At 44.5% G+C, this 13,724-nt stretch carries 12 protein-coding genes and 1 pseudogene; 8 read left to right on the top strand and 5 right to left on the bottom strand.

The window, feature by feature from the left end:
* Positions 1–567: 567 nt before the first annotated feature.
* From F6K46_RS40405 to F6K46_RS33545, 4 genes are all read left to right on the top strand, one after another.
* Positions 568–1,599, top strand: a complete 1,032-nt coding sequence (locus F6K46_RS40405) for a cysteine peptidase family C39 domain-containing protein (protein WP_366510835.1) — start codon at positions 568–570, stop codon at positions 1,597–1,599.
* A gap of 105 nt (positions 1,600–1,704) precedes the next feature.
* Complete coding sequence (locus F6K46_RS40400; protein WP_366510834.1) at positions 1,705–2,793, top strand: peptidase domain-containing ABC transporter; 1,089 nt, start codon at positions 1,705–1,707, stop codon at positions 2,791–2,793.
* A gap of 192 nt (positions 2,794–2,985) precedes the next feature.
* Complete coding sequence (locus tag F6K46_RS33550; protein WP_293066273.1) at positions 2,986–4,368, top strand: HlyD family efflux transporter periplasmic adaptor subunit; 1,383 nt, start codon at positions 2,986–2,988, stop codon at positions 4,366–4,368.
* 380 nt (positions 4,369–4,748) lie between these two features.
* Positions 4,749–5,321 (top strand): DUF1131 family protein, encoded by a 573-nt coding sequence (locus tag F6K46_RS33545; RefSeq protein WP_293066271.1) that lies wholly within the window; start codon positions 4,749–4,751, stop codon positions 5,319–5,321.
* Between the two features lie 28 nt (positions 5,322–5,349).
* Here the strand turns inward: F6K46_RS33545 and cimA are convergent, their stop codons facing one another.
* On the bottom strand, positions 5,350–7,239 hold the full coding sequence (gene cimA / locus F6K46_RS33540) for a citramalate synthase (RefSeq protein ID WP_293066269.1): 1,890 nt from the start codon (positions 7,237–7,239) through the stop codon (positions 5,350–5,352).
* A gap of 244 nt (positions 7,240–7,483) precedes the next feature.
* On the opposite strand from cimA, the gene F6K46_RS33535 reads away from it, so the two are divergent.
* The 3 genes from F6K46_RS33535 (at position 7,484) to F6K46_RS33525 (ending at position 9,264) form a co-directional block, all read left to right on the top strand.
* Positions 7,484–7,822, top strand: a complete 339-nt coding sequence (locus F6K46_RS33535) for a 2Fe-2S iron-sulfur cluster-binding protein (RefSeq protein WP_293066266.1) — start codon at positions 7,484–7,486, stop codon at positions 7,820–7,822.
* Positions 7,823–8,009: 187 nt separating this feature from the next.
* On the top strand, positions 8,010–8,579 hold the full coding sequence (locus F6K46_RS33530) for a Uma2 family endonuclease (protein WP_293066263.1): 570 nt from the start codon (positions 8,010–8,012) through the stop codon (positions 8,577–8,579).
* Positions 8,580–8,694: 115 nt separating this feature from the next.
* On the top strand, positions 8,695–9,264 hold the full coding sequence (locus F6K46_RS33525; RefSeq protein WP_293066260.1) for a Uma2 family endonuclease: 570 nt from the start codon (positions 8,695–8,697) through the stop codon (positions 9,262–9,264).
* A 319-nt stretch (positions 9,265–9,583) separates the two neighbouring features.
* Here the strand turns inward: F6K46_RS33525 and F6K46_RS33520 are convergent, their stop codons facing one another.
* On the bottom strand, positions 9,584–9,739 hold the full coding sequence (locus tag F6K46_RS33520; protein ID WP_293066257.1) for a hypothetical protein: 156 nt from the start codon (positions 9,737–9,739) through the stop codon (positions 9,584–9,586).
* A gap of 51 nt (positions 9,740–9,790) precedes the next feature.
* On the opposite strand from F6K46_RS33520, the gene F6K46_RS33515 reads away from it, so the two are divergent.
* A complete protein-coding gene (locus tag F6K46_RS33515; RefSeq protein WP_293066254.1) occupies positions 9,791–10,966 on the top strand; it encodes an RNA-guided endonuclease TnpB family protein in 1,176 nt (391 codons plus the stop codon).
* Positions 10,967–11,000: 34 nt separating this feature from the next.
* Here the strand turns inward: F6K46_RS33515 and F6K46_RS33510 are convergent, their stop codons facing one another.
* The 3 genes and pseudogenes from F6K46_RS33510 to F6K46_RS33500 all read right to left on the bottom strand — a co-directional run.
* On the bottom strand, positions 11,001–11,708 hold the full coding sequence (locus tag F6K46_RS33510; protein ID WP_293066251.1) for a Uma2 family endonuclease: 708 nt from the start codon (positions 11,706–11,708) through the stop codon (positions 11,001–11,003).
* 85 nt (positions 11,709–11,793) lie between these two features.
* On the bottom strand, positions 11,794–12,204 hold the full coding sequence (locus tag F6K46_RS33505) for a hypothetical protein (RefSeq protein ID WP_293066275.1): 411 nt from the start codon (positions 12,202–12,204) through the stop codon (positions 11,794–11,796).
* A gap of 339 nt (positions 12,205–12,543) precedes the next feature.
* A pseudogene (locus F6K46_RS33500) lies at positions 12,544–13,509 on the bottom strand (SdrD B-like domain-containing protein); the annotation flags it as partial.
* Positions 13,510–13,724 lie beyond the last annotated feature (215 nt).

Genomic DNA, 13,724 nt, shown 5'->3' with positions numbered 1-13,724 from the left:
GTCAGGCATAGCACAAGTTGTGAAGAGTACAATAGGGTAAGCTGAGCATCGAGTAGGTAAGCAGTTCATCCTTCTATTTTACCATTATCAGCAGCTGCTCAAGTATTTCTGCCGCGCTGCACTAGTAGCCTATCAGCATGCCAATTTTCGGGGGTTTAAGAAGGACTTTGGTAAGTATGGCAACCGCTTAAACGTACGTCGGGTAGGCGGATCGATTAACAATCAGCTCTCATCTTTTAAGCTCTATGATGGTAGTCGGTCACTGTTTAAAGTGACTCTATTTGATCGGCCAAACTTTAAAGGGAAACGCGAGACCTTCACAGTTCGGGCAAACCAGGGAGTGCGATTTGTAGGCGGCTTCATGAACAATAAGACCTCATCTTTTAAGGTAGGCCCTGCCTGATGGGGTGACCAAACTAGGGGCCAGTATGTAGAGGTATTCGGATGAACAGCTAGAACCTCAAAAAAACTCTCTCGCCTTTATCCGAGCTCCTCTAAATTCTCTTTCCCAGTCCGTAGGGGCAAGCAGGTCTTGCCCCTACTACTTTGAGAACTCAGGATTCACCGATGAAATACCACAGCGTACTCCAACACTCTGAAGAAGACTGCGGTGCTGCCTGCCTAGCCACTGTGACCAAACACTACGGACGTACCTTTGCCCTTAACCGCGTGCGAGAAGCAGTCGGCACTGGGTCGCGAGGAACCACTCTGCTCGGTTTGAGGCGGGGTGCAGAAGCCCTCGGATTCAATGCTCGCACAGTCAAAGCCTCCCCAGAACTACTCGACCAATTAAACAAAGTGCCTCTGCCTGCCATCATTCACTGGAAAGGCTACCACTGGGTCGTTCTCTACGGGCAAAAACGGAAAAAATATGCGATCGCCGACCCCGCCTTCGGCATCCGCTACCTCACCCGTCGGGAGTTAATTGAAGGTTGGGGTAATGGTGTCATGCTTCTGCTGATGCCAGATCAGAGTCGCTTTTACGAGCAATCGAACGATAAAGTCGGCGGAATAGGGCGCTATCTGTCCCGGGTCTGGCCCTATCGAGGCATTCTCGCTCAGGCAATTGCCATCAACATCGCCATTGGACTGCTTTCCCTTGCCTCCCCCTTGATGACCCAGCTGCTCACCGATGACGTACTCGTGCGGGGGGATACCCAACTGCTCACCACCGTGGCTATTGGGGTGATTGCTATGAACCTGTTTAGCAGTGCCGTCGGTTTGGTGCAGTCTCACCTAATCGGTCACTTTGGTCAGCGACTGCAATTAGGTCTGATCCTCGAATACGGTCGCAAACTCCTGCGCTTGCCCCTATCATATTTTGAAGGACATCGTAGCGGGGAAGTTGTCAGCCGCATTGCCGATGTCAATGCCGTCAATGACCTAGTTTCCGAAATTGTCCTCGGTTTACCCAGCCAATTTTTTATCGCCTTGGTTTCCTTGGGTTTGATGCTCTTCTACAGTTGGGAATTAACTCTCGCTTCCCTAGCAGCCTTTCTAATCGTCACTGCCATCAACCTGCTTTTTCTCCCCGCTTTGCGCCAAAAAACCCGCAATCTTATTATCTTAGGTACGGAAAACCAAGGCTTTCTGGTCTAAACCTTTCGCGGTGTCCAGGTACTCAAAACCACCCAAGCCACACCTCAAGCTTGGCAAGAGTATCAGACCAATTATGGTCGCCTTGCTAACCTGGAATGGTCTGCGATGAAGCTAGGGCTTTACACCGGCACTATCACTGACATTCTTACCACTTTTACCAATATTGCCTTACTCTGGTTAGGCAGCTACCTGGTGATTAATCAGACCTTAACCATCGGTCAGCTGATGGCCTATCACGGCATGAGTGGCAACTTCCTCGGCTTCCTGGTTTCTCTGGTCGGGTTAGTTGATGAGTTTATTACTGCCCAGATTGTCATTCAACGCCTCACAGAAGTCATCGACGCCACCCCAGAAGACGAAAACGACTTCAAAAAGCCCTGGGCCCAAATTCCCGGCAATGCAGATATTACCTGCACTAACCTCAACTTCCACCATGCCGGTAGAGTTGACCTGCTGCAAGATTTTTCCTTCACGATTCCAGGCGGTAAAGCCATTGCCTTGATTGGTAAATCTGGCTGTGGCAAAAGTACCCTCGCTAAGCTAATTGCTGGTTTATATTCCCTCGGATCTGGTAATATCCGCTATGGTCTCTACAACCAGCAAGACCTCTCAATAGAATGCCTGCGGCAGCAGGTAGTGCTGGTGCCCCAAGAAGCCAACTTCTGGAGTCGCTCGATCATTGACAACTTCCGCTTTAGCCATCCGGACGTCAGCTTTGAGAGCATTGTCGAAGCTTGCCAGATAGTCGGTGCCGATGAGTTTATTAGCGAACTCCCTGACAAATATCAAACGGTCTTAGGGGAATTTGGTGCGAACCTCTCTGGTGGTCAAAAGCAAAGATTAGCGATCGCCAGAGCGATAGTCACCGACCCGCCAATACTGATTTTAGATGAATCTACTGGCGCTCTTGATCCGGTGAGCGAAGCCCAAGCGCTAGATAAATTGCTCTCCCACCGACAGGGCAAAACCACAATTATGATTAGCCATCGCCCCAAAGTGATTGAGCGTGCCGATTGGATTGTCATGCTCGAAAAAGGGAAATTGAAAATCTCTGGCACCCCAAAGACTCTGCGTTATCAAGCTGGGGACCACTTAGACTTTCTAGACAACGTTCACCCATCAACGAACGCTTTGCTAGTGAAATCGGAGAGTTTTCATGCTAACGGCAGTTCTCCCAACAGTGCCCTGCGTTAAGTTAAACCCTAACCCGAAAATAGGCCTCTGCAGCAGGGGATAAAGAGTTTCATCATGCATGTTGTGGGTTAAACTAAGCTATCCCGTAGGGAATGGCCGCCCATGGGGCTTTGTATGATTATTAATCCTATATTAAAAGTTTCTGACATCTATTGCAAGTAGAAAAAACCGAAAACTAGAAATACAAAGATCATGGTTAGCAACTCCGACACAGAATTCCTGCCCCCAGTTCAAGAAAACGAATTTCTGCCGCCGATTAGTCCTTGGACTACCTTTGGGGGACTGTTTATCGTCACTGCTGTGGGTCTAGGCATCTTGCTTGCCTCTGTGATCAAATATAAGGAAACCGTCAAAGCACAGGCTGTCCTCCGTCCTGCTGGTGAATTACGGATTGTTCAGGCTGCCACCGAGGGAACGATTAGAAGCATCTCTGTCAAAGAAAATCAACTTGTTAAACAAGGAGATATAATTGCCACTATCGATGACTCCCGCCTCCAAACCAAAAAAAGTCAACTGATTAGCCATATTAGGCAGGGGCAGCTACAACTTATTCAAATCAACGCCCAGATTAGGGCTCTTAATCGCCAGATCAGTGCAGAAACAGACCGCACCAACCTTGCTGTTGCCTCAGCTGAAGCTGAACTGAGCCGCCGTCGCCGGGACTATCGAAATCAGCAGATTACCGCCAACACTGGAGTTGAAGAAGCCGAGGCAAACTTAAGGTCAGCTGAAGCTGCTTTGAGTGCAGCTAGGGCGAAGCGAGATCGATATCAGCCCATAGCAAACACCGGAGCCATTTCTAAGGAGCGATTGAGGGAAGCACAACTAGCATTTGAGCAGCAACAACAACAGGTTCAGGCAGCCCAAGCTAGGTTACAAAATGCCAAAGCTGCCCTTAATCCCAGTGATGCACAAGTGGCGATCGCTCAACAGCAGATTGCCCAAGAAAAAGCTACGGGTCAAGCCACTCTCGCTACCTTAGACAAAGAACACGAAGCCCTAATCCAGCAGCGAACTGAAATTAACAAACAGCTTGAGGGCAACACCCATGAACTTCAACAAGTGAAAATCGACCTGGGTCAAACCGCCATTAGAGCCACAGCCGACGGTATCATCTCCAAACTCAACCTGCGAAACTCTGGTCAAACTGTGCGCTCAGCAGAGGAAATCGCTCAAATTGTCCCCACTGATGCCTCCTTGCTGGTCAAGGCTGGGGTGGCACCTGCCGACATTGGCAAGCTGGAAGAAGGCCAAAACGTACAAATGCGGGTTTCTGCCTGTCCTTATCCAGACTACGGCACTCTTAAAGGCGTGGTCAGCCAAATTTCCAAGGATAGCATTAAACCTCAAGGGAATGGTGCTACTACAGGTGCCCCCACTGCTTCCAGCCAGAAAGGGGTTGCAGCTACTGCCTTCTACGAGGTAACGATAGAGCCAGAAAGCCTTTCTTTAGGTCAGGGCAAAAAGCAGTGTACCATTCAATTGGGGATGGAGGGCAGAGCTGATATTATTTCAAAAGAACAAACTCTACTCCAATTCCTTCTTAGGAAGGCAAGGCTGAGCGTAGATTTGTAAGGTTATTAGACCTCTTGCCAAAAAATTTGGCTTACACTTTCAGCGACTTCATTATCATGTTTCCGTTTCCAGAGCTTATTGGAAGATAGGTAGACTTCTGTTAAGGATAATACTATAGATAAAAATGCTAAAACATAAACGATTTTTTTATAATTTCAATAAGCTAAATGATATATATTTACCTGTGTTTAAGGGAGTGCCAATTTGGATATATTTGTAATTTCCATGAGGCTCTTGGAATAGTTATCAGTAACAGTTCTTGATCACAATAGAAATCAAATATTTTTTATATAAAACTGTAAAATTTTGTGAAGACATTCGTCCTTGATCTTTAATCTTTACTAATGTAATTGCTAGTTGACATAAACTCTTTAATAAAATTGTATAGAAAAACACTGTTTACCCTAACCAGCATCGTCCTAGTCACCAGTATCCTGGGCGCTTGCGCCAAGGAACCTTCCCCGCCTGAAACTAAGTCCAGTCTCAGGCTGACTCCAGACGGTTTGGGTAAACTCAACAAAACTAGCAACTTTGATGCTGATACCATCAAGAGTGCTTTGCCCAGTTATACCGTTAAAAAAGAAACCACCTCTGCTGAAGGGGAAACTTACGATATTTTCAGAGCCTACTGGCAAGATAGCCCGGTAGTGGAAATCGATGCCGACTTCTCCCAGCAAAAAATCGGCAGGATTGAAGTGCTAAGCGATCGCATCCCTGGTCCAAAGGATGTGAAAGTAGGAATAGCCTACTCAGCGACTCCTGGACACGAGAAACTAGACTGCTTGCCAGGTGAGGAAGGGACCACTGGGAAAGTGATTTGTAGGTTTGAGGAAAATGCCTCGATCCTATACGTCTACCAACCGGTTAACTGGGAAGGACCTTATGATAAGTTACCTCCCCTTGAGGTTCTCACCAAGGCTAAGCTAGATAGTCTACTTTGGGTAGCACCTTAGTGCGCAAATAGCAAAAATTAATTACTAATTACCGCTCTTTCAGGGCTGGGGAATGGCTCAATGGTGTCTTTGCTGAAGATTCCAACAGCAAACCATACTCAATGCCTTCCACCACAGCTTCATAGGACGCTTCGAGAATATTACTAGAAACCCCCACAGTTGTCCAGCGTTCTTCTCCATTGCTCGATTCTACTAACACCCTTGTCTTAGCCGATGTGCCAGCAGTACCATCGAGAATCCGCACTTTGTAGTCAGTTAGATGAAAATCAGCAATCTCTGGGTAAAACTTCACCAAGGCTTTGCGCAAAGCTGCATCAAGGGCTGAAACTGGTCCATTGCCTTCTGCTACTTCCAAAATCTCCTGGTTGTTAACAGATACTTTAATGGTTGCCACAGAATTACTGTAGGGTTTACTGACCCCTTGTAGCATATCGCTATGTATCTGACAGCCTTTGAGTTCAAAGGGATGTTCTCGATATCCCAAAGCATCCCGCATCAACAAATCAAAACTGGCTTCCGCTGCTTCAAATTGATACCCTTCATTTTCTAGATCTTTGAGGCGTTCCAGGATTTCGCGACAGGCGGGGTCTTTTTTATCCAAATCATGACCGAAACTACGGGCTTTTGCTAAGACATTGCTCAATCCCGACTGATCAGAAATTACGATCCGACGCTGGTTACCAATCTGTTCTGGCTGAATATGTTCATAGGTCAGAGGATTCTTTGCCACCGCTGACACATGGATACCACCTTTGTGAGCAAAGGCTGAACGACCGACAAAGGCAGCATGGTCATTGGGAGCAAGATTGACAATCTCGCTAATTAAACGACTAGCTTGGGTAAGTCTGGCCAGCTGATTATCCTCAATACAGCGTAACCCTAGCTTCAACTGTAAGTTAGGAATCACAGAACAGAGATTAGCATTACCACAGCGTTCACCATAACCATTAATCGTTCCCTGAACCATACAGGCTCCCTCAGATACCGCAGCTAAGGCATTAGCAACGGCTGTATCGGAATCATTATGGGTATGGATTCCTAACATGGGTTGGAGGTTAGCAGGTTGTTCGCCTTTGGCGTTCCCGTAGGGTAGGTTAGTTTCGGTTGCAGGTTGGAGGTTAGCAGGTTGAAGGTTAGTTTCGGTTGCAGGTTGAAGGTTAGTGTCGGTTCCAGGTTGAAGGTTAGCAGGTTGAAGGTTAGCAGGTTCAAGGTTAGAACCTTCAACATTCAACCTACCAACCTTCAACTCTTTAGCTACATTCAACCTTCTAACGTTCAACTCACTTTCAACATTCAACCTTTTAACATTCAACTCTTTAGCTACATCTCTAACAATTTGACTAACTTGATCGGGTAGGGTGCCACCGTTGGTATCACACAGTACTAGCCATTCTGCACCCGCATCTTTAGCAGCTTTTAGGGTTTTGAGGGCATAGTCTCGATTGGCTTTATAGCCATCAAACCAGTGTTCTGCATCGTAAATCACCCGACGCCCTTGACTACGGAGGTATTCTATAGTATCCCGAATCATGGCTAGGTTTTCCTCTAGGCTAGTTTTGAGCCCTTCTGTGACATGAAGATCCCAGGATTTACCAAAAATAGTCACCCAGCGCGTTCCTGCAGCTAAAATAGCTTGCAGCATCCGGTCTTCTGCAGCGGACATGTTTGGGCGTCGAGTTGAGCAAAAGGCTACTACTTCTGCTTGTTTGAGAGGTTCTTCTTTAAGCTTCCAGAAAAATTGCACATCTTTCGGATTTGCCCCTGGCCATCCTCCTTCAATGAAGGGAATACCCAATTCATCCAGTTGTCGAGCAATGCGTAACTTATCTTCTAGAGACAATGAGATTCCTTCACGCTGGGCACCATCCCGCAGCGTTGTATCGTAAATCCAGATGGGGTGAGAAGCTGTTGAAGTCATGGGCAGTTAGAATAGTTGAGTTTATCGTAAAGAAATGTAAATTGTAGTTAAGGGTAAGCTTTGAGGGCCTAAAGCTTAGTCAGAGGACTAGACCTCTAGATATTTATAAACGCAGCTTATCTAGAACCATCAAACAATAAGAGCACCTTAGTGTATTGCCAGATTGGCTTTGTTCACAACACTAAATATAGCTGCATCTAATTGTATTAAAAAATAAGCTACAGATAAGGAGTAATCTTGAATAATGTCTAAAGTAACAGCACAAGGAAAAAGCTTTGAATGTGACCAGGGCAGTAATCTGCGCAAGGTGTTACTAGACCATGGGGTTGCCCTATACAACGGCAACGCTAAACTAATTAACTGTAGAGGATTAGGAAGCTGTGGTACCTGTGCGGTTGAGATAGACGGGGAAGTATCCGAGCCAAATTGGAAAGATAAAGGTAGGCGATCGCTTCCACCCCATTCTCCGACGGCAAATCGCCGCTTAGCCTGTCAGACTAAGGTTTTAGGTGATGTTTGTGTTACCAAATATGATGGCTTTTGGGGGCAAGGGGATCAAACTGTCTGGACCCCAGAATCATGAAGTTGCCAATTCTTACTGGAACCTCGGATGTAGTTAAAACCTAGGGCGTGTCGTTAGTTAAGCCAAACAACAGCAGCAGCGAGATCAATTGAGCCTAAGAAATTTCTCGCAGTTTTATCGTCACCGGTTTTGCCATGGCAAGGTATTGCTTGATTTTAGGGAAGAAATTCTTAAAAGGAGGTCATAAATGGTTGCTGTTAATCAAATTAGACAAAAGTTAACCCTAGCGGAATTTTTAGAACTTCCTGAAACGAAACCTGCTAGTGAATATGTCAATGGACAAATTCAACAAAAACCTATGCCTCAAGGAAAGCACAGCATCCTTCAAGGGGAATTGAGCTTTGCTTTAACACTGGCCTTAAAGCCAGAGCGAACTGCCCAGGCATTCCCCGAACTGCGGTGTACCTTTGGTGGGCGATCAATTGTCCCAGACGTTGCCGTCTTTCGTACAGAACGGATTCCTCGTGATCATGATGGGCAAGTGGCCAATTCCTTCAATCTACATCCAGATTGGACCATCGAGATCTTATCCCCCAAGCAGAGCCAAACCAAAGTCATTCGCAACATTCTCCATTGTCTCGACAACGGTACTAAAATGGGGTGGTTATTGGATCCGGAAGAGTCCTTGATATTTGTCTATAGTGCCGATAAATCCGTGCAACTGTTTGAGAACTTAGAGGTGGTTTTGCCCGTGCCAGAGTTTGCCGAAGCAGTGCAGCTTAAGGTGGGTGAGATATTTGATTGGTTGAAAGAGTAAAGGGATCTTGTAGGATGCGTTCGCGTAGCGGCTCGTACCGAGCATCGCTTTTCTGGTGGGCATGACTGGAACTGAATCCAGCAACAGTTAAAATCTAAGAAACAGGAGGTCATAAATGGTTGCTGTAAATCAAATTAGACAAACGTTGACCCTGGCGGAATTTTTAGAAATTCCTGAAACCAAACCTGCTAGTGAATATATCAATGGACAAATTCAACAAAAACCTATGCCTCAAGGAGAACATAGTCCCTTACAAACTCGTCTTGGTACAGCGATTAATGACGTTGTTTTGCCGAAAAAAATCGCCCATGCTTTTACTGAATTAAGATGTACTTTTGGTGGACGTTCTATTGTCCCAGATATTACAGTATTTAGTTGGAATCGTATTCCGAAAACAGAAAAAGGAAGAATTGCCAATAAATTTGAGCTTTATCCTGATTGGGTAATCGAAATTCTCTCTCCTGAACAATCTGCTAATAAAGTGATCAAAAAAATACTGTTTTGTCTGAACCAGGGAACAGAATTAGGCTGGTTAATTGATCCTGACGATGAATCAGTGATGATATTTCAACCGAATCAATTGCCAGAGATTAAATCAGATGAAGAAATTTTACCTGTGTTAGATAGTCTTAAAGATTGGCAATTATCCGTTGCCGAAATGTTTAGTTGGTTAAGTGTTAAATAATTTTTGGTTGGCTTTTATTTTTGCTATTCAACTGATTAAGAGATCAAATATCAATGATCTTAAGCATTCAGCCGTCAGCCATTCCCATAGCGTGGCCTTTGGCAAAGGCGCATAAGCTGAAAGCTGAAAGCTGAAAGCTGAAAGCTTACCAATGATCAATGACCAATGACCAATTACCCAAGCTTGACAATAGCGATGCAACTGGAATGGATATGATATCCCAGTTGAGGAATTATTATTGACGCAACCGAAAACCGCCCATCTTTAGAGGGCGGATGAAGGTAAGTAAGCACTTTTAAGTGCCCTGATTTATAATTAATTATTCAATGAATACCGATACACTGATTTTTTTATTTTTCGATAACTCTTGGGCTTTTTCCCAAGTACTAGGAGTTAAAAAAATGGTAGGTCTTTTTTTTACTTCTTCATTCTGTACTGGTATCCCCCTAATTCTTTTTTGTTTTTTGGTTGTCATTTCTATAATAAGCGTCTATACTAGATATATAGTAACAGATAGGTCGAGCCAATGCTAGTTTATGAATTTAAGCTCAAAGGTAAACAATATCAATATAATTTACTTGATGAAGCTATTCGGACTGGTCAATTCATTCAAAATTCATGTTTGCGTTTATGGATGGATGCTAAACCAGAGGACAAAATAACCCGTTTTGCCCTTAACAAATATTGCAAAGTATTAGCTGATAATAATAATTTTCCTTGGGTTAAAAAATTAAATAGCATGGCTCGACAAGCTCACGCTGAAAGAACTTGGGCATCTATTTCCAGGTTTTATGACAACTGCAAGAAACAAATTACCGGAAAAAAAGGTTTTCCGAAATTTAAAAAAAATTCTCGCTCAGTTGAATACAAAACCACTGGCTATCAAGTATCAACAGATAGGAAAACTATAAAATTTACTGATGGCTTTAAAGCTGGTAGTTTTAAATTAGTTGGTTCAAGGGATTTACATTTCTATCCTTTAAAATCAATTAAAAGAGTTCGAGTGGTTAAAAGAGTTGATGGTTACTATGTTCAATTTTGTATTGAACAAGAAAGGCAAAAAAATACTAAACCAACTGGCAAAGCTATTGGCCTGGATGTTGGAATTAAAGAATTCTACACTGACAGTAATGGTGGTACCTGCCATAATCCTAAATATTTAAGAAAGTCCGAAAAAAAATTAAAAAAACTGCAAAGGAAATTATCTAAATGCAAAAAAGGTTCTAAGAATAGGAAAAAGTTTCAGAAAAAATTAGCTAAACAGCACCTCAAGGTATCAAGGCAGCGTAAAGACTTTGTAGTTAAAACTGCAAGGGCGCTATGTCAATCTAACGATTTGGTAGCCGTTGAAGACCTACAGGTGAAAAATATGGTAAAAAACCATAAATTAGCTAAATCAATATCTGATGCTAGTTGGTCAATGTTTAAATCTTGGTTAGAATACTTTGGAAAAGTATTTGATCGTAAAATTGTTGCAGTTAAACCACATTTTACTAGTCAAAATTGTTCTAGCTGTGGGAAACTAGTTAAAAAATCACTATCAGTTAGAACTCATGTCTGTAGTTGTGGTTGCGTCTTAGATCGGGACGAAAATGCGGCAATTAATATTTTAAATAGGGCGGGGCACGCCCAAATTAACGCTTCTGGACAGATTAACCTCTGTCAGTTGGGTGAAAACCTAGCTGATAAGTTAGCTGGATGAAAGAAGAATCCCCGTACCCAATGGTCGGGGAGTGTCAACCCTCTGGCTCGATGCCTGCTGCTCTTAGCTGCGCTGCCAATTTCTCGGCTCGCTGCCGTTCATGGATCACCAACTCCGAACCCCACAGCAACAGTTCTCCTTGCTGATCCCACCAACGTAACCAGTAACCAGTTCGGTTTTCCCTAGTTCCTTGCCAGATACCCAGAAATAAGCTGATTTCATCAATCCAGTAACGGTTATTACCATCGGGTGGTTGGAGTTGATAACGTCCTGAATCATCTAACCGATAGACTTCTATTTCGCCAGTGTCTGGCTCAAAAATGACATAGTTGGGAACCTGTAACACTTGCTCGTAGTAAAACCACTTGCCCGGAGGATAGGTTGGCTTGTTGGAATACTCCCCAGCTTCAGTATCTGATAGAAATTCCATGACAATAGCAGGAATGTCCCCTTGAAGTCTTGGGGTATAACTACGTTTGACTTCTTCTCTGGGTACTCGAATCGATGGGACATATCCCCAATCTGGGGCTTTGACCACGATTTTGCCATTCAAAGTGGCACAGATGCCATAATTGGTAGTAGTCAGGGCATTAACTGGTAGTTTGCCAGCAATTTCCAAACTTTCTGTCAGAGCAGCAGCCAGGGCTGGTTGATTGATATTATCCACTGGTTCGTCATCTAGAACGAAATCATCAGGTAACTTTTCCCAGGTAACTTCGTAAGTAGCTGTACTAGCTATCATAATTTAGTTCCTCTGCGAGCCTGCTCTTATTATCTGCTCTTATTATCATAGTTAGGGAATTCCAGAGAACTGACGGGGTAACAGTTTACTTCACTAGAGCCCGGAATCGGATAAACCCATAGGAATTTGGCGGTTCTCCTGGTGCAGTAGCTTCGGGCACATCTCCGACTTCGACAACCACAACTCCATTTTGGTTGACAGGTACATTACATCCCGCTGGCACTGAGGTCCCTGGTGAGTAATAGCGACCGCGATCGCTATCGGGGATATTAGTTAGATAGATGTTCGGTTCAGCTAAACCACTGCTGGGTAAAGGATCGGTACTCTCGAACAAGGCAATCCCGACATCACTAGCTGGGAAACCAGCAGTTTGGTTGAAGGCATCCGGAATAAAAGTAGTTTCTGCCGGAACTCGGTCACAGATACGCAGGCTCTTGGCGTAATTGCTGCCATTGGAAAGGAAGTACACAGTGTATTCCAACTCATCCCCTGGCATCACTGTGCCAGAGTTAATTAATCCCCGCAGATAAATATTGGGATTGGGCCAGTTAGGGTCATTATCGTCAGGAGCGCGATCGCTTCCGACGTGATTGTCAGTACCAGGACTATCAATACCATCAACAAAAGGTGAGCCAGATGTGGGTAAAGATTCCCAAACATTACTGTCTTTGCGCTTGATAGCGGTAATACGTTTGACCAGGATCACGTTGGGGAGGCTTTCAACATCAAACCCAAAGTTAATGTCAGTAACAGCAGTAGTACTCACCTCAATCGGTATATCATTAGAGGTTCCTAACATCAACCCATCCGGGATCTCAGTATCGTTGGTATCGACTTGCACAATGTATTTTCCTGGCTCTAAGCTGGTGAAGCTGTAATTGCCACTATTATCAGTATCAGTAGTGGCTTGTTGGGTATCACCAGCATCGATAACATCATTACTGTTAACGTCTTGGTATAGTACTACCGTAATGTTGGCAGGTAAGGTAGATTCACCATTGTCGAAAGTATCGTTTTGGGGATTGTCGTCTTGGTAGAGAGTACCGGATATTTCACCAGTAGATGTAACCGGAATAGCAATCATCCCCACATCGAGGTCTCGATTGTCTTCCGATGCACCCAGAGCAAACACTTCGGTATATCCCGTAGTTGGATCAGCATCAGAATCAATCGTGTCATCATTGCCCACATTTTGGAAACCAATTTCATAGTCAGATGGGGCAATAAACTCTAAGAAATAGTTTCCTGCTGCTAAGCCAGAGAAGGAGTAGAAACCAGGATTACCAGCCACATCGTTGCTAGTCACTGTAGTGGCAACTAGACTATCATCCCCGCCACCAGGCTGACCATCTCCACCAGGGTTATAAATGTTGACCGTCACACCATTGAAACCCAATTCACCAATGTTTTGGAGTCCATCACCATTATTATCAATCCAGACAAAATCACCTAAGATCGGCTGAGGTACTATTCCTGCATCTACATCCTGGTTACTGTCTCCAGCATTCAAGGTAATATTACCCGTTTGTCCAGTAGCATCAGCATCCGAGTCTAGAGTGTCATCACCCTGGTCTTGGGGAGAGAAAGCATGACTAGGGGGCGCTATGAATTTTACATAATAGGTGCCTGGTGTCAAGTCCCGGAAGCGATAGAAACCAGGATTATCATTGAAGTCATTACTGGTTTGGGTCGAGTCGATCAGAGTGTTAGCAGTATCATAAAGTTCAACAGTGACGCCATTGACACCAACTTCACCCCCATCTTGACTACCATTGCCATCGGTATCCAACCAAACGAAATCACCTAAACTAGCGGTAGCTGGGTCTACAGAAGTTAGTCCAGCATCGAAATCACTCGTGTCTGTAGTCTGGTTAACACTAAAAACATTTGGGTGCGGCTCTTATAGAAAGACGATAGAATGGGGAAGAGTTTTTTAACCCAAGCTGTCCTGTAGCAGTGTTTTGAGAGAAAAAACCGAAGGACTCGACAGGCGCAACCGCAGCAGTATGAGCCAGG

It is taken from the genome of Moorena sp. SIO3E8 (assembly GCF_010692445.1).
Lineage (GTDB): Bacteria > Cyanobacteriota > Cyanobacteriia > Cyanobacteriales > Coleofasciculaceae > Moorena > Moorena bouillonii.
The sequence above is the reverse complement of the archived record's forward strand: the minus strand, read 5'-3'. Positions and strand labels throughout refer to the sequence as shown.